At 76.0% G+C, this 20,785-nt stretch carries 20 protein-coding genes; 12 read left to right on the forward strand and 8 right to left on the reverse strand.

Going from position 1 to position 20,785, the window contains the following annotated elements:
- The 8 genes from ABWI07_RS39855 to ABWI07_RS39890 form a co-directional block, all read left to right on the forward strand.
- Positions 1–376 (forward strand): hypothetical protein (locus tag ABWI07_RS39855; RefSeq protein WP_353821690.1); only part of this gene is annotated, 376 nt, incomplete at its 5' end.
- 85 nt (positions 377–461) lie between these two features.
- A complete protein-coding gene (locus tag ABWI07_RS39860) occupies positions 462–1,190 on the forward strand; it encodes a response regulator transcription factor (protein WP_353821691.1) in 729 nt (242 codons plus the stop codon).
- A complete protein-coding gene (locus ABWI07_RS39865; protein WP_353821692.1) occupies positions 1,187–2,683 on the forward strand; it encodes a sensor histidine kinase in 1,497 nt (498 codons plus the stop codon). The genes ABWI07_RS39860 and ABWI07_RS39865 overlap by 4 nt, the downstream gene beginning before the upstream one ends.
- 102 nt (positions 2,684–2,785) lie before the next feature.
- On the forward strand, positions 2,786–4,084 hold the full coding sequence (locus ABWI07_RS39870; protein ID WP_353821693.1) for a bifunctional glycosyltransferase family 2/GtrA family protein: 1,299 nt from the start codon (positions 2,786–2,788) through the stop codon (positions 4,082–4,084).
- Positions 4,081–6,222: a glycosyltransferase family 39 protein gene (locus ABWI07_RS39875; protein WP_353821694.1), complete on the forward strand. Its 2,142-nt coding sequence runs from the start codon at positions 4,081–4,083 to the stop codon at positions 6,220–6,222. Before ABWI07_RS39870 ends, ABWI07_RS39875 begins: the two co-directional genes overlap by 4 nt.
- 15 nt (positions 6,223–6,237) lie before the next feature.
- Entirely contained in the window at positions 6,238–8,304 is a 2,067-nt protein-coding gene (locus tag ABWI07_RS39880) for an ArnT family glycosyltransferase (RefSeq protein ID WP_353821695.1), read from the forward strand.
- 61 nt (positions 8,305–8,365) lie between these two features.
- Entirely contained in the window at positions 8,366–8,665 is a 300-nt protein-coding gene (locus tag ABWI07_RS39885; RefSeq protein WP_149258351.1) for a 4a-hydroxytetrahydrobiopterin dehydratase, read from the forward strand.
- Positions 8,666–8,674: 9 nt separating this feature from the next.
- Positions 8,675–9,175, forward strand: coding sequence for a TIGR00725 family protein (locus tag ABWI07_RS39890; RefSeq protein WP_353821696.1), 501 nt, complete (start codon positions 8,675–8,677; stop codon positions 9,173–9,175).
- Between the two features lie 4 nt (positions 9,176–9,179).
- On the opposite strand, the gene ABWI07_RS39895 is transcribed toward ABWI07_RS39890, so the two are convergent.
- Positions 9,180–9,875, reverse strand: a complete 696-nt coding sequence (locus ABWI07_RS39895) for a TetR/AcrR family transcriptional regulator (RefSeq protein ID WP_353821697.1) — start codon at positions 9,873–9,875, stop codon at positions 9,180–9,182.
- 75 nt (positions 9,876–9,950) lie between these two features.
- On the opposite strand from ABWI07_RS39895, the gene ABWI07_RS39900 reads away from it, so the two are divergent.
- The gene (locus ABWI07_RS39900) at positions 9,951–11,543 is read left to right on the forward strand and encodes an ABC-F family ATP-binding cassette domain-containing protein (protein ID WP_353821698.1); all 1,593 of its coding nucleotides are present in this window, start codon (positions 9,951–9,953) and stop codon (positions 11,541–11,543) included.
- Here the strand turns inward: ABWI07_RS39900 and ABWI07_RS39905 are convergent, their stop codons facing one another.
- The 5 genes from ABWI07_RS39905 to ABWI07_RS39925 all read right to left on the reverse strand — a co-directional run bounded on the left by ABWI07_RS39905 (position 11,544) and on the right by ABWI07_RS39925 (position 15,430).
- On the reverse strand, positions 11,544–12,095 hold the full coding sequence (locus tag ABWI07_RS39905; RefSeq protein WP_353821699.1) for a hypothetical protein: 552 nt from the start codon (positions 12,093–12,095) through the stop codon (positions 11,544–11,546).
- Between the two features lie 33 nt (positions 12,096–12,128).
- Complete coding sequence (locus ABWI07_RS39910) at positions 12,129–12,389, reverse strand: IPT/TIG domain-containing protein (protein WP_353821700.1); 261 nt, start codon at positions 12,387–12,389, stop codon at positions 12,129–12,131.
- 130 nt (positions 12,390–12,519) lie between these two features.
- On the reverse strand, positions 12,520–13,311 hold the full coding sequence (locus ABWI07_RS39915) for an SDR family NAD(P)-dependent oxidoreductase (RefSeq protein ID WP_149258355.1): 792 nt from the start codon (positions 13,309–13,311) through the stop codon (positions 12,520–12,522).
- An 11-nt stretch (positions 13,312–13,322) separates the two neighbouring features.
- Positions 13,323–13,529: a hypothetical protein gene (locus ABWI07_RS39920; RefSeq protein WP_353821701.1), complete on the reverse strand. Its 207-nt coding sequence runs from the start codon at positions 13,527–13,529 to the stop codon at positions 13,323–13,325.
- Positions 13,526–15,430: a hypothetical protein gene (locus ABWI07_RS39925; RefSeq protein ID WP_353821702.1), complete on the reverse strand. Its 1,905-nt coding sequence runs from the start codon at positions 15,428–15,430 to the stop codon at positions 13,526–13,528. The genes ABWI07_RS39920 and ABWI07_RS39925 overlap by 4 nt, the downstream gene beginning before the upstream one ends.
- A 321-nt stretch (positions 15,431–15,751) precedes the next feature.
- Here ABWI07_RS39925 and ABWI07_RS39930 point away from each other — a divergent pair, with 321 nt between their 5' ends.
- Positions 15,752–15,997: a cupredoxin domain-containing protein gene (locus tag ABWI07_RS39930; protein WP_200841756.1), complete on the forward strand. Its 246-nt coding sequence runs from the start codon at positions 15,752–15,754 to the stop codon at positions 15,995–15,997.
- Entirely contained in the window at positions 15,994–17,301 is a 1,308-nt protein-coding gene (locus ABWI07_RS39935) for a hypothetical protein (protein ID WP_353821703.1), read from the forward strand. Before ABWI07_RS39930 ends, ABWI07_RS39935 begins: the two co-directional genes overlap by 4 nt.
- A 60-nt stretch (positions 17,302–17,361) precedes the next feature.
- Here the strand turns inward: ABWI07_RS39935 and ABWI07_RS39940 are convergent, their stop codons facing one another.
- Entirely contained in the window at positions 17,362–17,886 is a 525-nt protein-coding gene (locus ABWI07_RS39940; protein WP_149258357.1) for a pyridoxamine 5'-phosphate oxidase family protein, read from the reverse strand.
- An 88-nt stretch (positions 17,887–17,974) separates the two neighbouring features.
- Between ABWI07_RS39940 and ABWI07_RS39945 the strand changes: the two genes are divergently transcribed.
- Positions 17,975–18,445, forward strand: coding sequence for a PPOX class F420-dependent oxidoreductase (locus tag ABWI07_RS39945; protein WP_149258358.1), 471 nt, complete (start codon positions 17,975–17,977; stop codon positions 18,443–18,445).
- Here ABWI07_RS39945 and ABWI07_RS39950 read toward each other — a convergent pair.
- Positions 18,442–20,772, reverse strand: a complete 2,331-nt coding sequence (locus ABWI07_RS39950; RefSeq protein ID WP_353821704.1) for an ATP-binding cassette domain-containing protein — start codon at positions 20,770–20,772, stop codon at positions 18,442–18,444. The two genes, ABWI07_RS39945 and ABWI07_RS39950, sit on opposite strands and share 4 nt — an antisense overlap.
- Positions 20,773–20,785 lie beyond the last annotated feature (13 nt).

Raw genomic sequence — 20,785 nt, forward strand, 5'->3', positions numbered from 1 at the left:
CCCCGCCGTGCGCGGCGCCGCCCGCACCGCCACCGGCCTGCTCACCGCCGCCGCCGGCAGCGCCCTGGCCCGCACCGCCCGCGACCTGGCCGCCCGCGCCGCCACCGCCGCCGTCGAGGCCGTCCTGCGCGAACTGCTCCGCGACGCCCTCAAACTCGCCCTGCGCGACTCCCTGCGCGGCATCATCGCCGAGGTGTCCCGCGACGTCGTCGTCGACGTCGCCAAGACCACCTGGAGCACCGCCACCCGCCCCGCCCCGGCGGGCCGCGCGACCGCCGTCGTCATCGTCGAAGCGAGCACCGTCGAGACCGCCGGACCGTCCGGGGACGCGTGGGCCGACGCCACCACCGAGCCCCGCGCCGAGGGTCCCCGCTGAACGGGCGCTCAGAAGATCCTGAAAGAACCATGAGAAACCGCCGCCGGCGGCCGGGCCTCCCACCTGCGCTGTCTACCGTGAGTACATGGAACCCGGCGCGCTGGAGACACCGACCCCGCGGATCCTCGTGGTCGACGACGAACCCGCCGTCCGCGAGTCGCTGACCAGCAGCCTGGAGTTCGAGGGCTACCGGGTCACCGGCGCCGCCGACGGCGTCGCCGCGCTCGACCGGGTCGAGCGCGACGCCCCCGACCTGGTCGTCCTGGACGTGCTCATGCCGCGCATGGACGGCCTGACCACCTGCCGGCGGCTGCGCGCCCTCGGCGCCACCATGCCGGTGCTCATGCTCACCGCCCGCGACATGGTCGGCGACCGCGTCACCGGACTTGACGCCGGCGCCGACGACTACCTCGCCAAGCCCTTCGAGCTCGACGAGCTGCTCGCCCGCGTCCGCGCCCTGCTGCGCCGCGCCGCCATGAACGCCCCCGGCGCCGCCGCCCCCGCGGACGTCCTGGCCTTCGACGACCTGCGCATGGACACCCGCACCCGCGAGGTCACCCGCGCCGGGCGGCCCCTGGAGCTGACCCGCACCGAGTACATGCTGCTGGAGATGTTCCTCGCCCACCCCCGCCAGGTCCTCACCCGCGAGCAGATCCTGGAGACCGTCTGGGGATTCGACTTCGAACCCGCCTCCAACTCCCTGGACGTGTACGTGATGTACCTGCGGCGCAAGACCGAGCGGGGCGGAATGCCGCGGCTGGTGCACACCGTCCGCGGCGTCGGGTACGTGCTGCGCGCGGCGGCGTCCCCATGAGCACCCGCGCCCCGGTCACGCGGCGCCTCACCCGGCGGCTCACGCTGCGCGCCCGCATGGCGCTGCTCACCGCCGCGGCCGTCGCGCTCGCCGTCGCCGCCTGCGCCAGCGCCGGCTGGCTCCTCACCCGCAACCAGCTGTACCGCGAGCTGGACCGCCGCCTCGGCGCGGTGTCGGGCGGCCCGCCCGCCGCGCCGGACGGCTACCGCCCCGGCCCGCCCGGCCAGGGCCCCCGCACGCCCCGCCTGCCCCGCCAGGCCGAGGCCCTCCTCGCCGCCTGCTCGTCCGAGCCGACCGGCACCGGCGCGCAGAACCCGCCGCCCGGCCCCTACGAGATCATGCAGCTGGTCCGCGCCGACGGGCGGCGCTGCACCGTCCCCGGCGCCGGCGCGCTGGAGGTCACCGCACAGGACGCGCGGGTCGCCCGCGGCGAACGCGGCCACGCCTACCACGACGGCGCCGGCGTGACCGCCTCCGGCACCGAGGACGACGTCCGCGTCCTGACCCGCTCGTTCCGGCTGCGCGACGGCACCCCCGCCGCCGTCTCCTACGCCATCTCCCTCGACGAGGTCCAGGGCCCCCTGGACAACCTCGCGCTGCTGCTCACCGCCGTCACCGCCCTCGGCGTCGTGGTGTCGGCCGCCGCCGGCCTCATGATCGCCCGCGCGTCGCTGCGGCCCGTGGACGAGCTCACCGGCGCCGTCGAGCACATCGCCCGCACCGAGGACCTCGCCACCCGCATCCCCGAGGAGGGCACCGACGAGATCGCCCGGCTGTCGCGCTCCTTCAACACCATGACCGCCGCCCTGGCCGCGTCCCGCGAACGCCAGCAGCAGCTCATCGCCGACGCCGGCCACGAGCTGCGCACCCCCCTCACCAGCCTGCGCACCAACATCGACCTGCTGCTGCGCTCGCAGGCCACCGGCCGCGACCTGCCCCCCGAAACCCGCCGCAACCTCCTCGCCTCCGTCCGGGCGCAGCTGCGCGAACTGACCAGCCTCGTCGGCGACCTGCTGGAGCTCGCCCGCCCCGCCGAGACCGGACCCGTCCGCGAGACCGTCGCCCTGCACGAGGTCGTCGAACGCGCCGTCGAACGCGCCCGCCTGCGCGGACCCGGCCTCACCATCACCAGCGACACCCGGCCCTGGCACGTCCACGGCGACCCCGCCTCCCTGGAACGCGCCATCGTCAACCTCCTCGACAACGCCGTGAAGTTCAGCCCGCCCGGCGGCGCCGTCACCGTCCGCCTCGAGGACGGCGAGCTCACCGTCCGCGACCACGGGCCCGGCATCCCCGCCGCCGACCTCCCGCACGTGTTCGAGCGGTTCTGGCGGTCCCCGTCCGCCCGCAGCCTGCCCGGCTCCGGCCTCGGACTGTCCATCGTCGCCCGCGTCGTCGCCGAATGCGGCGGACGCGTCGCACTCGAGCCCGCCCCCGGCGGCGGCACCCTCGCCCGCCTCCACCTGCCCGGCACCCCCGCCCCCGGCGACTGAACACGCCCCCCGGACCCGGCCCGGGCGGGCGCGGCGCGTTTCTCATGGGGCGTTAAGACACGGCTCACCGCCCTCCCACACCCGCCCCCGAACCTCGGTCCCATGAGTCGCCTCACCACCGAACCGGGCACGCCCGCCGCGCCGCCCCCGGCCCCGCCCGACCGCGGCGGCCGGGGACGGCTCGTCGAAGTGGTCGTCCCCGTCCACAACGAGGAGCGCGTCCTGGCCGCCAGCGTCGAGCGCCTGCACGCCTACCTCGCCGAAAGCCTCCCGTACCCCTTCCGCATCACCGTCGCCGACAACGCCAGCACCGACGCCACCTGGCCCATCGCCCGCGACCTGGCCGCCCGGCACCCGCGCGTGCGGGCCGTCCACCTGCGCGACAAGGGACGCGGCCGGGCGCTGCGCCACGTGTGGGGCACCAGCGACGCCGACGTCGTCGCCTACATGGACGTCGACCTGTCCACCGACCTCGACGCGTTCCTGCCGCTGGTCGCCCCGCTCATCTCCGGGCACAGCGACCTCGCCATCGGCTCGCGCCTGACCCGCGGCTCCGCCGTCGTGCGCGGCCCCCGCCGCGAGATCATCTCCCGCTGCTACAACCTGCTGCTGCGCACCGCGCTCGCCGCCCGCTTCACCGACGCCCAGTGCGGCTTCAAGGCCGCCCGCACCGAGATCGTCCAGGCGCTGCTGCCCTCGGTCGAGGACGAGGAGTGGTTCTTCGACACCGAGCTGCTGCTGCTCGCCGAACGCAACGGGCTGCGCATCCACGAGGTCCCCGTCGACTGGGTCGACGACCCCGACAGCCGCGTCGACGTCCTGCGCACCGCCCGCGACGACCTGCGCGGCATGGCCCGCGTCGCGCGCCGCATGCTCACCGGCGCGTTCCGAGCCCCCGTCGGCGGACGCCCCGGCCCCGCCGCCGCGCTCCCCGCCGGCATGGCCCGCCAGCTCCCGGTGTTCGCCGTCATCGGCGCCGTCAGCACCATCGCCCAGCTCATCCTGTTCGTCCTGCTGCGCCTGGTCATGGGGCCGCTGTGGGCCAACGCGCTGTCCCTGGTCGTCACCACCGTCGGCAACACCGCGGCCAACCGCCGCTTCACCTTCGGCGTCACCGGCCCCGGCCGCGCCATGCGCCAGCAGTTCGAAGGCGGCGCCGCGTTCCTGCTCGGCCTGGCCCTCAGCACCGGCGGCCTGGCCGCGCTGCACGCCGCCGCACCCGGCGCCGGACGCGCCGTCGAGGTCGCCGCGGTCGTCGCCGCCAACGCCGTCGCCACCCTCGCGCGGTTCCTGCTGATGCGCGCCTGGATCTTCCACCCCCGCCGCCTCGGCGGCCGCCCCGCCCAGCCGGCCTCGGCGCCCGCGCCCGCCGCCGACAACACCGGAGGGACCCCGGCATGACCTCCACCCTCACCCCGCCGCCCGCCACCGGGCGCCCCGCCGCCCCCCGCGGCCGCGCCCGCCGCCTCCTCCTCGGCCCCGACGGCGACCCCCGCTGGGCGCGCCCCGCCCTGTGGGCCGTCCTCCTCCTCGCCGCCGCCCTGTACGCGTGGGGGCTGTCGGACGCCGGAGACGCCAACGCCTACTACTCCGCCGCCGTCAAGAGCGGCACCCAGAGCTGGAAGGCGTTCTTCTTCGGCGCCCTGGACGCCGGCTCCTTCATCACCGTCGACAAGCCGCCCATGGCCCTGTGGGCCATGGGGCTGACCGCCCGCGTCCTCGGATTCGGGACCTGGAGCCTGCTGCTCCCGCAGGTCGCCGAGGGCGTCGCCGCCGTGGCCGTGCTGTACGCGACGGTCCGCCGCGCCTTCGGGCACGCCGCCGCGCTCACCGCCGCCGCCGTCCTCGCCCTCACCCCGATCACCGTCGCGATCAACCGCGACAACAACCCCGACACCCTCCTGGTGCTGTTCCTGGTCGCCGCCGCCTGGGCCTGCCAGCGCGCCGTCGACACCGGCCGGCTGCGGCCCCTGCTGCTCGCCGCGCTCCTCGTCGGCTGCGGCTTCAACACCAAGATGCTGCAGGCGTTCCTCGTCGTCCCCGCCCTGGCCCTGGCCTACCTGGTCGCCGCGCGGCCCGGCCTCGCGCGCCGCGTATGGCACCTGCTCGCCGCCGGCGCCGTCCTCGCCGCGTCCTCCCTGTGGTGGACGCTGCTGGTCGACGCCATCCCCGCCCGCTCCCGCCCCTACATCGGCGGCAGCACCGACGGCACCGCCTGGGACCTCGTCGTCGGCTACAACGGCCTCGGCCGCATCCTCGGCCAGGGCGGCCCCGGCGGACGCGGCGGCCCCGGAGGCGGCGGCGGATTCGGCGGCCAGGCCGGCGCCGGACGGCTGTTCAACGACATCCTCGGCGGGCAGATCTCCTGGCTCATCCCGTTCGCCGTCCTCGCCCTGGCCGCAGGGCTCGTCCTGCTGCGGCGCCGCCCCCGCACCGACACCGCACGCGCCGCGCTGCTGCTGTGGGGCGGATGGCTCACCGTCCACTACGTCGTGTTCAGCTTCGCGCAGGGCACCTTCCACCCCTACTACTCCACCGCCATGGCCCCCGCGATCGCCGCGCTCACCGGCGCCGGAGCCGTCCTGCTGACCCGCGCCCACCGCGACTCGCGGGCCTGGGCGTGGGCGCTGCCCGCGGGCGTCGCCGCCACCGGCGCGTGGGCGTCCGTCCTGCTGGACCGCACACCGTCCTGGCACCCGTGGCTGCGGTGGGCCGTCGCCGCCGCCACCGTCCTCGCCGTCGCCGCCCTGATCGCCGGACGGGTGGTCCGCCGCGCCGGGACGCGCGCCACCGCCGCCGGGCTCGCCCTCGCCGCCGTCGCGGCACTGGCGGGCCCGGGCGCCTACGCCGCCTCGGCCGCCGCCACCGCCTCCAACGGCACCAACCCGCTGGCCGGGCCGGTGACCGGCGACGGCTTCGGCCGCCCCGGCGCCTTCCCCGGCGGACGCGGCGCACCCCCCGCCATGCCCGGCGGCCAGCCGCCCGGCGGGCAGCCGCCCGGCGGGCAGGCACCCGGCGGGCAGCGGCCCCCGTGGGCGGCCGGCGGCCAGAACGGGCAGCCCCAGAACGGGCAGGCGCCCGAGGGGCGGGCGGACGGGCGCGGGCAGCGCCCCGGCGGATCCGGCGCAACCGGCGGCGGTCCCGGCGGAAGCGTCGACACCCGGATGATCACCTATCTGGAGAAGAACCAGGGCGGCGCCGCCTGGCTCGTCGCCGTCTCCAGCGCCCAGGAGGCCTCCTCGATCATCCTGCGGACCGGGCGCCCCGTCATCGCCATGGGCGGCTTCACCGGCAGCGACCCCGCCATGACCGTCGCCAAACTCCAGCAGTACGTCAAGGAGGGCAAGCTCCGCTACATCCTGCTCGGCGGCCGCATGGGCCCCGGCGGCGGCGACACCGCCGTCACCGCCTGGGCCCAGAAGAACGCCACCCCCGTCGACCCGAGCGCCTACGGCGGCACCGGCACCGCCACCTCCTCGGGCACCTCGCCGGACGCGGCGTCCGGCTCCACCGGCGCCCGCCTCTACAAGCTCGGCTGACCAGGGAGCACCGACATGACCTCCACGATCCCGGCCGCCCCGCCCGCGCCCCGCACCCCGCGCGGGCGGGGCGGCCTCCCGCGGCGGCTGCTGCGCGGCCCCGACGCCGACCCCGCCTGGGCCCGGCCCGCGCTGCTGGCCCTGCTCGCCGCCACCGGCGTCCTGTACGTCTGGGGGCTCGGCGCGTCCGGATGGGCCAACGCGTACTACTCCGCCGCCGTCCAGGCCGGCGCCGCCAGTTGGAAGGCGTTCTTCTTCGGCTCCTCCGACGCCGCGAACGCCATCACCGTCGACAAGCCCCCCGCCGCGCTGTGGCCGATGGCCCTGGCGGCCCGCGCCTTCGGCGTCAACACCTGGAGCATCCTCGTCCCGCAGGCGCTCATGGGCGTGGCGACCGTCGCGACCCTCCACGCGGCCGTCCGGCGCCGCTTCCCGGCGTGGGCGGCGCTGCTGTCCGGCGCCGCGCTCGCGCTGACGCCGGTGGCCGCGCTGCTGTTCCGGTTCAACAACCCCGACGCCCTGCTGGTGCTGCTGCTGACCCTCGGCGCCTACGCCCTGCTGCGCGCGCAGGAGACCGCGAGCACCCGCTGGCTGCTGCTCGCGGCGGCCTTCACCGGGACCGGGTTCCTGGCCAAGATGCTCCAGGCGTTCCTGGTCGTCCCGGTGTTCGCGCTGGTGTACCTGGCCGCCGCGCCCGCACCCCTGCGGCGGCGGCTGTGGCAGCTGGCCGCCGCCGGGGGAGCGCTGCTGGCCTCGGCCGGGTGGTGGGTCGCGGCCGTGGCGCTGGTGCCCGCCTCCGCCCGCCCCTACATCGGCGGATCGCAGCACGACTCGGTCCTGGAACTGGCGCTCGGCTACAACGGGCTCGGACGTCTCAACGGCGAGGAGACCGGCGGCCTCGGCAACCTCGACCAGGACGCCGGGTGGGGCCGCATGTTCGGGCCCGTCGTCGGCGGCCAGATCTCCTGGCTGCTGCCCGCCGCGCTCGCGCTGCTCGCCGCCGGGCTGTGGGCGACGCGCCGCGCGCCCCGCACCGACCCCGCCCGCGCCGCCCTGGCGCTGTGGGGCGGATGGCTCCTGCTCACCGCCGCGGTCTTCAGCTGGATGCAGGGCATCTTCCACGAGTACTACACCGTCGCGCTCGCGCCCGCGATCGCCGCGCTCACCGGCATGGGCGCCGCGCTGATGTGGGAGCGCCGCCGCACTCCCGAGGCCGCCGCGGTCCTGTCGGCGACCGTCGCCGCCACCGCCATGTGGGCCTACGTGCTGCTCGGCCGCTCCCCGGACTGGCACCCCTGGCTCGCGCCCGCGGTCGCGGCCGGCGGGCTGCTCGCCGCCGCCGCGCTGGCGGCCGTGCGGCTGCTGCGCGGCCCCGTCCTGGCCGGCGCCGCCGCCCTGGCGGTCCTGGCCTGCCTCGCCGGGCCCGCCGCCTACGCCGCCGAGACCGCCCGCACCCCGCACACCGGCGCCATCGTCACCGCGGGCCCCGCGACTTCCGCCGGGTTCGGCCCTGGACGCGGCGGCCCGGGCGGGCGTCCCGGACGCTCCGGGCCCGGCGGCCGGATCCGGGGCCCCGGCGGGCCCCCGCCCCAAGGCCCGGGGGCGGCGGCGCGCATGCCCGGCGGCCGCGCGGGCCTCCGAGGCGGCGGAGGCCCGCAGGCCGGAGGGCCGGGCGGGGGACCGGGCGGCCTCCTGAACGCCGGGACCCCCGGCGCCGCCGTCACCGCCGCCCTCCGAGCCGGCGCCGCCTCCTACACCTGGGCCGCGGCGGCCGTCGGATCCAACACCGCCGCCGGCTACCAGCTCGCCGCCGGCAGGCCCGTGATGGCGGTCGGCGGGTTCAACGGCACCGACCCCGCCCCCACCCTCGCCGAGTTCCAGCGCCTCGCCGGTCAGGGCAGGATCCACTACTTCATCGGCGGCGACGACGGCCGAGGAGTTCAGGGACGCGGAGGAGGCCGTGCGGCGAGCACCGGAGGCAGCGACGCCGCCCAGCGGATCAGCGCATGGGTCGCCGCGCACTACACCCCCGCCACGGTCGGCGGCACCGTCCTGTACGACCTGACCCCGGGCGCGGGGTGACCGGGCGTCCCGCAGGGGGAAGAGGAAGGGGGAACGGCACCAGCGACCAGGGAGTGACCCGATGGCCGACACGCTCGACGCCGACGACGTCGCCGACCGCCTGCGCGGCCTGCCCGCCTGGAGCCGCGACGGCGACCTGATCCGCAGGCGGGTCCAGGCGCCCTCCTTCATGGCCGGGATCGAGATCGTCGACGACGTCGCCCGCGCCGCCGAGGACGCCGACCACCACCCCGACATCGACATCCGCTGGCGCACCCTGACCTTCGCCCTGACCACCCACAGCGCCGGCGGCCTCACCGGCAAGGACTTCGACCTCGCCGCGGCGATCGACCGGATCGCCGCCCGGCACGGCGCCGGGTAGGGGCGCGCCATGGCCGTCCAGGTCGCGGTGTGCGGGCCGGGGGAGTGCACCGAGCGCGAGTGGGACCACGCCTACGAGACCGGCCGGATCCTCGCCGGACGCGGCGCCGTGGTCGTGTGCGGAGGGCACGGCGGTGTGATGGCCGCCGCGGCCGCGGGCGCCCGCGCCGCCGGCGGCGTCGTGGTCGGGATCCTGCCCGCCGCCGACCGCGCCGCCGCGTCCCGCGACCTCACCGTCGCCGTCCCCACCGGCCTCGGGCAGGCCCGCAACAACGTCGTCGTCAACGCCGCCGACGCCGTCATCGCCGTCGGCGGATCCTGGGGGACGCTCTCGGAGATCGCCCTGGCCATGCGCGCCGGGCGCGTCCCCGTCGTCCAGCTCGGCGGCTGGCGCGTCCACGACGAGGACGGGCGGCCCGTCGGCGGCATCGTGCACGCCGCCGACCCCGCCGCGGCCGTCGACGCCACCGGCCTGTGGCCCCGCGGCCCCGGCCCCCCGGGGGAGAGCTGAGCGTTCACCGGGACGGCGCGGCGCCCGGGAGCCGGGCGGCGATGCCGTCGAGCAGGTAGGCCAGACCGTGCGCGAAGGTCGCGTCCCAGTCGTTGCCGCTGACGTGGCCGTGCTCGGCCAGCACCGGGTACCGGTCGCGCCGCTCCCGCAGGTGCTCGTCGGCGGCGCGCCGCACGGCCGCCTCGTCGCGCCCCTGCCACGCCGCCTGCATCATCGACGACCCGATGACGTAGTTGGCCAGGCCGTAGGCCGCCGCGGTCAGCTCCGCGCCGCCCAGCCCGGCCCGCACCAGCGCCGCGTGCAGGAACTCGGTGCGCTCCAGCACGTTCGGGCCCATCAGCGGACGCCCCAGGAGCCCGGCCGCCCACGGGTGGCGCAGCATCGCCGCCCGCCACTCCCCGGCGAGGGCGGTGACGTCCGCGCGCCAGTCGCCCGAGGGGGCCTCGGGCAGCCGCGCCTGCCCGAACACGGTGTCCAGCGCCAGGTCGAGCACGTCGTCCTTGGTCTGGACATGCCAGTACAGCGTCGTGGAACCGGTGCCCAGCCGCTCGGCCAGTCGCCGCATCGTCAACCGGCCGATGCCCTCCTCGTCCAGCAGGGCCACCGCCTCGGCCACGATGCGCTCCCGGCTCAACGGCGGCCCCTCGCGGCGGGGTTTGGCGTCCCGGAACCAGATGCGCTCCGCCTCACTCGATCCCATGCCCGCCACCCTAGTACGTTGTGCTACGACTAGACCAATGGTCCGGTACCGGTACAACGATCGAGAGGGGCGGCCGTGGGCCACATCGAGGTGAGCGACCTGACCTACGTCCTGCCGGACGGGCGGCCCCTGCTCGACGCGGTGTCCTTCCGCGTCGGCGAGGGCGCCAAGGCGGCGCTCGTCGGGCCGAACGGAGCGGGCAAGACCACACTCCTGCGCCTCATCGCGGGCGAGACGCGGCCCTCCGCGGGCACCGTCGCCCACTCCGGCGGCCTCGGCGTGATGCGGCAGTTCATCCCCGGCGACCGCACCGTCACCGAACTGCTGCTGTCGGTGGCCCCCGGCCGGGTCCGCGCGGCCGCCGCGGCGCTGGCGGCGGCCGAGAGGGCACTGGGCGGCGACGAGGCAGGCCAGCTCGCCTACGCCGAGGCGCTCAACGACTACACCGACGCGGGCGGATACGACATCGAGGTCGTCTGGGACGCCTGCACCACTGCCGCGCTCGGCCTGCCCTACGACCGGGTCCGCGACCGCAAGGCCGCCACCCTGTCGGGCGGGGAGCAGAAACGGCTGATGCTGGAGGCGCTGCTGCGCGGCCCCGACGAGGTCCTGCTCCTGGACGAGCCCGACAACTACCTGGACGTCCCCGCCAAGCAGTGGCTGGAGGAGCGGCTGCGGGCCGCCGCCAAGACGGTGCTGCTGGTCTCGCACGACCGCTGGCTGCTCGCCCGCGCGGCCGACCGCGTCATCACCGTGGAGGCCCGCACCGCCTGGGTCCACGGCGGCGGGTTCGCCACCTACGCCGCCGCGCGCCGCGATCGGGCCGCCCGCCTCGACGAGCGCCGCCGCCGCTGGGACGAGGAGCACGCCCGCCTGCGGGGCCTCGTGCACACCCTCCGGCAGCGGTCGGCGAACAACGACGCCGTGGCATCCTCCTACCAGGCGGCGCGCACCCGCCTCGCCCGGTTCGAGCAGGCCGGGCCGCCGCAGAGCGCCCCGCCCGAGCAGCGCGTGCGCATGCGGCTGCGCGGCGGCCGCACCGGCAAACGCGCCGTCGTCTGCGAGGGCCTCGAACTGACCGGCCTGATGAGGCCCTTCGACCTGGAGGTCCGCTACGGCGAGCGCGTCGCGGTGCTCGGCTCCAACGGCTCGGGCAAGTCCCGGTTCCTGCGCCTGCTCGCCGGCCTGCCCGCCCCCGAGGTGCCGCACCGCGGCCTGGCCCGGCTCGGCGCCCGCGTCGTGCCCGGCCACTTCGTCCAGACCCATGCCCGCCCCGACCTGCACGGCCGCACCCCCGCCGAGATCATCACGACCGGGCACGCGTGCACCCTGAACGACGCGATGCGCGCCCTGGCCCGCTACGAACTCGCCCCCGCCGGGCGCCGGCCGTTCCACACCCTGTCCGGCGGGCAGCAGGCCCGCCTGCAGATCCTGCTGCTGGAGCTGTCGGGCTGCACGCTGCTGCTCCTGGACGAACCCACCGACAACCTCGACCTGGCCAGCGCCCAGGCCCTCCAGGACGCCCTGGACGACTACGCCGGCACCGTGCTGGCCGTCACCCACGACCGCTGGTTCGCCGCCGACTTCGACCGCTACCTGCTCTTCCGCGCCGACGGCCGCGTCCAGGAGAGCGCCGAACCGGTCTGGCACGAAGAGAGCGGCCCCTGATCAGATCGGCGGCGGTGGAGGGATGTAGGTGAAGGGGACGCGGTTGCTCTCCCCGCCGAGGGTGATGATGCGGATGAAAGTGGGGTCCGTGGTCAGCCCGAACGGCACGGTGACGAGCAACTGCGCACTGGAGTTGATCAAGACCTCCCCGGGGACCGGCGCTCCGGAGTTCTCGAAGTGGGCGACGATCATCGGGCTCACGAAGGCGGTCCCGTTGACGAGGACCTGGGCGCCCGGGATGCCGCTGTTGGGAACGACCGAGGTGATGACGGGGATGTCGTAGTAGGTGAAGCCCGCCGGCAGCGTGGGGACCGTCGGGTGGACGACGGTGCCGCCCGCGGTGGTGACGTACACGTTCTCCAGCTGCGTCCATGGAGGCCCGCCCAGCGGAGTGACGGGATTGGCCGCGGCGGTGACCTCGCCGTCGGACACGGAGGTGAACGGGACCTCCACGGCCTCCTCCGGCGTGGGGCCGATGCGCACGCGGCGCGTCGTCAGCAGGTTCTGGCCGAGCACCGTGAGCACGGGCGGGTCCGCGGCCGATCCCGCCACCGGCGCCACGGTGAGCACGATCGGCGCGAGGATCTAGTAGAACGGCAGCGCGTTGCTGGTGCCGCCGGGACCGGTGACGGTGACGTTCACGAGACCGAAGCCCGACGGCACCGTGCAGGTGACGGTCGTCCCGGCCGTATCGGGGGTGCCGGCCACCGTCCTGGCACCGAAGTTGACGCGGTCGGCCCCTTCGAGATTCGTGCCGGATATGACGAGTGTCTGACCGAAGTGCCCCTGGTTGTTGCCGTTCTCTCCTGCGGCCAGTTCGGTGATGACGGGGCGGTTCTTCGCCATGCGCGCTCCTTCGCCAAGGCGTCCCGAAGGGCGCCGGGGGGTCGGGGATGGACTTGCTGGCTGAGATATACCAACCTGACCACAAGGAGTAATCGAACTGATCCGCTAAGTTGCCGTGGCCCCGTGCCCCCTAGTGGGCGGAGAAGCCGCCGTCCACGAAGACCGACTGCCCCGTCACGTAGGCGGCCGACGGCGAGGCCAGGAACACCGCCGCGCCCGCGAAGTCCTCCGCCAGGCCGTTGCGGCCCACCATCGTCCGCTCGGCGAGCGCCCTCACCTTCACCGGGTCCGACGACAGGCGCGCGTTGAGCGGCGTCATCACGAACCCCGGCACCAGGGTGTTGGCGGTGACGCCGCGGCTGGACCACGCCTCGGCCTGCGACCGGGCCAGCGCCACCAGCCCCGCCTTGGACACCCCGTAGGCGCCGCTGGTCACCGACGCCCGGAACGCCTGCTGCGAGGCGATGTGGATCAGCCGCCCGAAGCCGCGCTCGGCCATCCCCGGCCCGAACCGCTGCCCGAGCAGGAACGGCGCGTCCAGGTTCACCGCCATCGTGGTGTCCCACACGTCGGCGCCGAGCTCGTCCATCGGCGGCCGCAGGTTCACCCCCGCCGCGTTGACCAGGATGTCCGGCTCGCCGAACGGCTCCACCGCCGCCTCGGCCGCCGCGGCGACCGCGTCCCGCGACCCCAGGTCGGCGCTCACCGGCGCGGCCCGGCAGCCGTGCCCCTCCAGGTCCCGGACGGTCGCCGCCAGCTCCGCCTCCCGCCGCGCCACGACCACCACCGACGCACCGGCCCGCGCGAGCGCCTCGGCGATCGCCCGGCCGATCCCCGAACTGCCGCCCGTCACCACCGCGACCCTGCCCTCCAGCGAGAACAGCTGCGACAGGTACGGGGCGGGGGACGGGCGGTCGCTCATGACCGCAGAGTCTACGGGGCGCCGGCCCCGCCGTCCCGCGGCGGTCCGTCCGTCCGGTCGGCGGGCGGGCCGGGCGCCTCGCCCGGCGGGTCGTCGCCGCGGCGGCGGTCCCGCCACACCACGAACACGATCACCGCGACCACCACGAACGTCGGCACGAAGAACGGCACCGCCGTGATGATCGGATGGGACGCCAGCACCCCCGCCGCGACCGTCACGCGCCCGCCTCCGGCCCCGCCTCCGTGCGGGCCGCTGCGCGGGCCTCGTCCCGGCCGGGCGCGGAGGGCTCCGGACGGTCCGGCAGCCGCCGCGCGATCCGCGCCACGCCCCAGCCCAGCGACAGCACCAGCGCCAGCGTGCACGCCAGCACCACCGCCGAGCACACCGCCCACAGCCAGGCCGGCGCGTCGGTCTTCAGCTCCCGCTGCAGGATCGACCGCTCGCCCTGCAGGTCCCGGGTGAAGCGCGGCGGGGCCGCCAGCTCCTTCGCCCCGATCGCCGGGTCGTCGGGCAGGTAGACCGGGACGCCCGCCAGCGTCCGCCCGTCGTGCACGCGGATCAGCGTCTTCCACTCGCCGTGCAACGGCATCGGCCCGCTCGTCCGGTAGACGCCCTCGCGCACCTTCACCAGGCGGTCGACGTGCAGGCCCTGCCCCTGCCAGCCCGTCACCGTCACCCACGCCGGGCCGTCGACAGCGTCGGCGGGGGAGAACTCCACCCGCGCCTCGGCGGTGCGGTGCGCGGCGTCGCCGCGGACGCCGGTGAGGGTGACCGTGGCGGTGCGGCCCTGCGGGACCGTGAACACCAGGCCGTTGGCGACCGCCGCCGCCACCGCCAGGATCGCCGCCGCGAACACGCCCCGCGCCACCGCCGGGCGCGGCATCCGCCCTTGCAGCCCCTCGGCCAGCAGCGCCCCGCACACCCCGCCCGCGACGCCGCCGGCCACGGCCATCGCCATGCCCTCGGCGACAATGTCGGGCGTCCACGGCAGCCGGAACGCGACCTGCCCGTAGGCGTACTCGGCGCCGAACCCGGCCGTGCCGATCAGCACGCCCGACACCGCGCCCAGCGCCGGCGGCCGCCGCGCCAGCACCAGCGCCGCGACCTCCACGCACACCGCCTCGGCGAAGTACAGCGGCACCGCCGCCCACAGCTCCCCGATCACCCCGCCGACCAGGACCGACACCCCGCCGCGCACCAGCATGTAGAACACCACGGCGAACACCGCGCCGCCGCGGCCCGCCCACAGCCGCGCCGCCACCAGCGCGCAGCCCGCCGCCAGCGCGATCAGCAGCGGCTGGTGGACGAGCCGGAACTGCGGCACCCCGAAGTCGTACTCGGCCTGGAACACCGACAGCCCGATCAGCAGCCCGCCCGCGTGCATGCAGCGCCGCACGTACCGCAGCCACCCCGGCGGCTGCCCGGCGTCCCCGCAGGCCCGGCGGCCCTCCCGCTCCAGCACCATCATCGCCACCAGCGACAGCCCCGCACCGCCGATCAGCATCAGGTGCGTCGGCCCCCACAGCGTCACGTCCTGCCCGAAGATGCGGTGCCACACGTCGTCGAGGGGGAACCCGAGCAGCGCGTAGAAGCCGGCGCCGGCCAGCAGCACCCCGCCCGCCGGGGCGTACCAGTCGCGGGTGATCCGCACCGACGCCGCGCCCGGGCGCTCGCCCCTGGGCAGCACGACGGCCAGCACGCCGGCGGTGAAGATGCCGAACAGCCCGATCAGGATGGGGTAGTGGGCGATGTTGGCCAGCGGCCCCTCGTCCCGGCCGTGCGAGATGTGCAGGGAGATGTCCCAGTACATTCCGACGAGCGCGACCATCAGCGACACCATCGCGACCGGGATCGGCAGCGCCGCCCAGCCGGGCGTGCCGCGTCCCGGGCCGCGCGCCGCCAGGTCCGCCGCGCGCGCCAGGACCGTGATGCGGCCGCTGCGGTGCCCCCATCCGAGCACCAGCAGCGCCGCCGTCAGGGCGGCCGCGGCGCCGGAGGCGATGAGGATCTGGTCCAGCGCCGCCCCGCCCGCCGGCTTCGCCGGCGCCTCGGCGGCCAGCCGCGCCGCGGCACCGCCCGCGCCGCAGAACCGCGCACCCATGCCCGTCACGTGCTCCACCACCACTGCTCCCTCGACGCAGGAACCGGGACGACCCGCTACCGACCGGGACGCCCCCTCGCCCGGAGTATGTCACTTCATAATGTGTCATTGTCTAGTGTCACAATCTGTGGTGTGCAACACCGGGACGGAAGGGGAGCCATGCGGCGGCGGGCACGAACGGGAGCGATCGCGGCGGTCACGGCGGCTCTGACGGCGGTTCTGACGGTGGCGGCAGGGTGCGGCGAGCCCGCGCCCGAGGCCCCGCCCAGTGCCCGGTCCTCCGCGCCTTCAGGTACGCCCGCTCCGGCCGCGTCGGGGCCGTCCGCCGTTCGGATCGCCGTGACCGTGACCGGCGGGAAGGCGCACACCGCGCAGCGCCGCGTGAAGGTCCCGCGCGGCGCCGCCGTCGAGATCACCGTCACCGGCGACACCGCCGACGCCTTCCACCTGCACGGCTACGACCGCGAGGTGGAGATCGCCCCCGGACGGCCCGCCGTCCTGCGGTTCACCGCCGACACCCCGGGCGTGTTCGAGGCCGAACTGCACCACTCCGGCGCCCGCGTCCTCGAACTGCAGGTCGGGTGACCCCCGTGCACGTGCTCGCCCACGGTCTCGGCGGTCGCACCGACCTGCCCCTGGACGCCGTCGCCGCCATCGCCGGCGGCGGCCTGGCCGTCGCGGCCTCCTTCCTCGCCCTCACCGTCGCGTGGAAGCGGCCCCGGCTCCATCCGGACGCCGGACGCCCCCTGCCGCCCGCGCTCGCCCGCCTGCTGGACGCGCCTGCCCTCACCGCGGCCGGACGCGCCCTCGCGCTGGCCGCGACCGCCCTGGTCGTCGCCGTCGCGTTCGCCGGACCCGCGTCCGACACCCGCAACCTGGCCCCGTGGGCGCTGTTCGTGACGTTCTGGGTGGGCCTCGTCCCCGCCAGCGTCCTGCTCGGTCCCGTGTGGCGGCGCGTGAACCCGCTGCGGACCCTGCACGCCGCCCTCTGCCGCGCCACCCGCACCCCGCCGTCCGGACGCCGCGCCCTGCCCGAGCGGGTCGGCTACCGGCCCGCCGCCGCATGGCTCACCGGGTTCGTCTGGCTGGAACTGGTCGCCCCGCACCGCTCCGACCCGCGCCTCGTCGGCGCACTGATCCTCGCCTACGCCGCCTGCAACCTGGCCCTGGCCTGGTGGTTCGGCCGCGACTGGTTCACCCGCGGGGACGGGTTCGAGGCCTACTCCAGCCTCCTGGCCCGCATGTGCCCGATCGGGCGGCGCGGCGACGGCGCCCTCGTCCTGCGCACCCCCCTGACCGGCCTCATGAGGGGCGGCCCCGAACCCGGCCTCACCGCGACCGCCTGCGTGCTGATCGGCTCGACGGGGTTCGACGGCGTCACCCGCACCACCTACTGGCGCGGCAACGTCGACCCCTCCAGCGTCCCCGCCGGAACCCTCGGCCTCGCCGCCGCCGTCGGCGCCGTCGCGCTCCTGTACGCCGCGGCGCTGTGGCTCAGCGCACGGCTCACCGGCCAGGACGCCCGCACCATGCCCGCGCGGTTCGCCGCGACGCTCCTGCCGATCGCCCTCGGCTACACCGTCGCCCACTACTTCTCGTTCTTCGTCCTGGAGGGCCAGACCACCGCCATCCTCGCCAGCGACCCGTTCGGGACGGGGCTGGACCTGCTCGGCTCCACCGGCAACCGCGTCGACTACGACCTCGCCGGGCCCACCCTCATCGCGCAGGTCCAGGTCAACGCCATCGTCCTCGGCCACATCGCCGGCACCATCGCCGCGCACGACCTCGCCCTGCGCGGCCCCGGCCGGGCCGCGCGCGGGCAGCTGCCCATCGCGGCCGTCATGGTCGCGCTCACCTGCGCCGGCCTGTTCGCCCTGCTCAGCGGCTGACGCCCCGCGCCGCCGGAGACCAGAGACGACGCACGCGCGGGACGCCGGGCGCCCGCGGGGTCAGCGCGCGAACCTCCACCGCATCGCACCGAACGGCTCCACCGTGCCCACCGTGAACACCGTGTGGAAGACGATCCGGTACAGGTACCACGGCGGCCGGCCCGCGCTCTGCGCGCTGTACGGCGCGGTGAACGCCTCGCCGTCCACCTGCGCCGGCCATCCGCCCTCCCGGTACCCGGCCGCGACGGCCTCCAGCACCGGCGGGTCGGTGACGCGCTCGGCCTCGCCCTCCAGCACCACGTCCCCGACCGGGGTGCGGACCGAGACCGTGCACGCCGGGTTCGCCGCCAGGTTCCGGGACTTGCGCGTGCCCGGGCCGCTGACGACGTACAGGTCCCCGTCGTGCCACAGCGCGCCGACGCCCGCCGAGTGCGGGCGCCCGTCCGGACGGACCGTGCCGAGGAACACCGGCGTCTCCGGCTTCGGCAGCGCCGCCTTCAGCGCGTCGCGGACGCCGTCCCACGCCAGTTCACCGGCGCCGTAGATGTCGAGGTCGCGTGCCTCGACGGGTTCGCGGTCGCTCATCTCCGCCTCCTTCGCGAAACAGCCTTCGCGGGGGTAGACGGCGCGGCGGCGGCGAACTCATCGGCGCCCGGTTCCTAGAGTGGCGGGCATGGCTCCTTCGATCGCCACCGCGAACCGCGTCGACCGTCCCGAACTGCTGGAGTTCCTGCGCCCCCGGCACCACGCGCTGCTGTCCACCGCCCGCGCCGACGGGCGGCCCCAGATGTCGCCCGTGACGTGCGGGGTCGACGGCGAGGGCCGGATCGTCGTCTCCACCTACCCCGAGCGGGCCAAGGCCCGCAACGCCCGCCGCGACCCGCGCGTGTCGGTGTGCGTGCTGTCCGACGACTTCAACGGCCCCTACGTGCAGGTCGACGGCACCGCCGAGGTCATCGACATGCCCGAGGCCGCCGACGCGCTCGTCGACTACTACCGCTGCATCGCCGGGGAGCATCCCGACTGGGACGAGTACCGGGAGGCGATGCGCCGCCAGGACAAGTCCCTCATCCGCGTCACCATCGACCGGTGGGGCCCGATCGCGACCGGCGGGTTCCCCGCCCGCCTCGCCGCCGGCGACTAGCGGCCGGCGGCGGCCCGCTCGGGCAGGCCGCGGCGCAGGAACTCGGCCGTGACCGACGACGGCGCCTCCAGCAGCTCGGTGGGGGTGCCGGCGAACACGACCTCGCCGCCGTGCCGGCCGCCGCCGGGCCCGAGGTCGACCACCCAGTCCGCGTGCTCGACCACCTGCTGGTCGTGCTCGACGACGATGACGGTGCCGCCGCCGTCCACCAGCCGGTCCAGCAGCGCCAGCAGCGCCCCGACGTCGGACATGTGCAGCCCCGTCGTCGGCTCGTCCAGCACGTAGACGGTGCCGGCGCGGTGCAGCCGGGTCGCCAGCTTGATCCGCTGGCGCTCGCCGCCCGACAGCGAGCCGAGCGGCCGCCCGAGCGTCATGTAGCCGAGCCCGACGTCGTTGAGGGCCCGCAGCCGCTCGGCGATCGCCCGTTCGGCCGTCCCGGCCGGGTCCCCTCCGCCGGGGGACGGGGCGGCGGGCCCGGTGAAGAAGGCCAGGGCCTCCTCGGCGGTCATCGCCAGGACGTCCGCGATCGTCCGGCCGCGCACGGTGTGGGCGAGGACCTCCGGGCGGTACCGGCCGCCCCCGCACGCCTCGCACGTGGTGGTGACCGGGTCCATGAACGCCAGGTCGGTGACGATGACGCCGTTGCCGTCGCACTCCGGGCACGCGCCCTCGGAGTTGTGGCTGAACAGGGCCGCGGGCGCGCCGCTCACCCGCGCGAACAGCCGGCGCAGCGGGTCCATCACGCCGACGAAGGTCGCGGGGCTGGAGCGGCGGGACGCCGCGATGGCCGACTGGTCCACCACCACCGCGTCGGGGTGCCGGGCGGCGAACTCGTCCATGACCAGGGTGCTCTTGCCCGACCCCGCCACGCCGGTCACCGCCGTGAGCACCCCCGTGGGGAACCGCACCGTCAGGTCCTTGAGGTTGTTGGCGCGGGCGCCGGCCACCACCAGCCACCCGGTCGGCTCCCGGAACCGGGTCTTGACCGGCGCCGCGCGGCGCAGCGCCCGCCCGGTCGGCGTCGCGGCGGCGCGCAGCCCCTCGACCGTCCCGGTGAAGACGATCTCGCCGCCGCGCACGCCCGCGCCGGGCCCCATGTCGACCACGTGGTCGGCGACGCCGATCACCGCCGGGTCGTGCTCGACCACCAGCACCGTGTTGCCCTTGTCGCGCAGCCGCAGCAGCAGCGCGTTCAGCCGGTCGACGTCGCGGGGGTGCAGGCCCGCGCTGGGCTCGTCGAAGATGTAGGTCATCCCGGTCAGGCTGGACCCCAGGTGCCGGACGACCTTGAGCCGCTGCGCCTCCCCGCCCGACAGCGTGCGCGTCGGGCGGTCCAGGGTGAGGTAGGACAGGCCGATGTCCTCCAGCCGCCGCAGCCGCGTGACCGCCTCCCCGGCGACCCGCGCGGCGACCGGGTCGGTGATCTCGCCGAGCGCGGCGACCAGGTCGCCGATCTCCATGCGGGACAGGTCGGCGATGGTGCGGCCGCCGATGCGCGAGGCCAGCGCCGCCGCGTTGAGCCGCGCCCCGCCGCAAGCCGGGCAGGTGTCCTCGCGCACGACGCGGCGGGCCGCGTCCCGCACCTTGGGCGGCAGCGACCCGAGGTCCCGCTTGATGTAGAGGCGGTGGAAGCGCTCGAGCATGCCCTCGTAGGCGTTGTGCCCCATGGACCCGGTCCGGTTCAGGCGCGGCACCCGGAACCCCTTGCCGTGCAGGAGCAGGTCCCACTCCCGCGGGGTGAAGTCCCGCAGCGGCTTGTCCGGGTCGAACAGCCCCGACTCGGCGTACAGCTGCCACACGAACGTCCCGACGCCGAACGGCGGGAAGTGGACCGCGCCCTCGTTGAGCGACCGGTCGGTGTCCAGGAAGCGGTCCAGGTCGACCCGCGCGACGTGCCCGAGGCCGTCGCATTCGGGGCACATGCCGCGCGGGTCGTTGAAGGAGTAGGCCGCGGCCTCCCCGGCGCCGGGCGTCCCGTGCCGGGAGAACAGGACCCGCAGGACGGGGGAGATGTCGGTGATCGTGCCGACCGTGGAGCGGGCGTTGCCGCCGATCGGCCGCTGGTCGACCACGACCGCGGGCGTGAGATGGTCGATGACGTCGGCGTCGGGCCGCTCGTGGCGGGGCATCCGGTCGCGGGCGAACCAGCTGAGCGTCTCGTTCAGCTGCCGCTGCGACTCCGCCGCGACCGTCCCGAACACCACCGACGACTTGCCCGACCCCGACACCCCCGTGAACACCACGAGCCGGTCCTTCGGGATCCGCAGCGAGACGTCCTTGAGGTTGTTGTTCCTGGCGCCGGTGATGACGATGTGGTCCCCTCTCATGGCCGCCAAGCTA

Source organism: Actinomadura sp. NPDC000600 (assembly GCF_040492135.1).
Lineage (GTDB): Bacteria > Actinomycetota > Actinomycetes > Streptosporangiales > Streptosporangiaceae > Spirillospora.

What these genes read in the sequence shown, in the direction of transcription:
- ABWI07_RS39860 (WP_353821691.1), top strand. Translation starts at nt 462, where the DNA reads ATGGAACCCGGCGCGCTGGAGACACCGACCCCGCGGATCCTCGTGGTC.
- ABWI07_RS39865 (WP_353821692.1), top strand. Translation starts at nt 1,187, where the DNA reads ATGAGCACCCGCGCCCCGGTCACGCGGCGCCTCACCCGGCGGCTCACG.
- ABWI07_RS39870 (WP_353821693.1), top strand. Translation starts at nt 2,786, where the DNA reads ATGAGTCGCCTCACCACCGAACCGGGCACGCCCGCCGCGCCGCCCCCG.
- ABWI07_RS39875 (WP_353821694.1), top strand. Translation starts at nt 4,081, where the DNA reads ATGACCTCCACCCTCACCCCGCCGCCCGCCACCGGGCGCCCCGCCGCC.
- ABWI07_RS39880 (WP_353821695.1), top strand. Translation starts at nt 6,238, where the DNA reads ATGACCTCCACGATCCCGGCCGCCCCGCCCGCGCCCCGCACCCCGCGC.
- ABWI07_RS39885 (WP_149258351.1), top strand. Translation starts at nt 8,366, where the DNA reads ATGGCCGACACGCTCGACGCCGACGACGTCGCCGACCGCCTGCGCGGC.
- ABWI07_RS39890 (WP_353821696.1), top strand. Translation starts at nt 8,675, where the DNA reads ATGGCCGTCCAGGTCGCGGTGTGCGGGCCGGGGGAGTGCACCGAGCGC.
- ABWI07_RS39895 (WP_353821697.1), bottom strand. Translation starts at nt 9,875, where the DNA reads ATGGGATCGAGTGAGGCGGAGCGCATCTGGTTCCGGGACGCCAAACCC.
- ABWI07_RS39910 (WP_353821700.1), bottom strand. Translation starts at nt 12,389, where the DNA reads ATGGCGAAGAACCGCCCCGTCATCACCGAACTGGCCGCAGGAGAGAAC.
- ABWI07_RS39915 (WP_149258355.1), bottom strand. Translation starts at nt 13,311, where the DNA reads ATGAGCGACCGCCCGTCCCCCGCCCCGTACCTGTCGCAGCTGTTCTCG.
- ABWI07_RS39940 (WP_149258357.1), bottom strand. Translation starts at nt 17,886, where the DNA reads ATGAGCGACCGCGAACCCGTCGAGGCACGCGACCTCGACATCTACGGC.
- ABWI07_RS39945 (WP_149258358.1), top strand. Translation starts at nt 17,975, where the DNA reads ATGGCTCCTTCGATCGCCACCGCGAACCGCGTCGACCGTCCCGAACTG.
- ABWI07_RS39950 (WP_353821704.1), bottom strand. Translation starts at nt 20,772, where the DNA reads ATGAGAGGGGACCACATCGTCATCACCGGCGCCAGGAACAACAACCTC.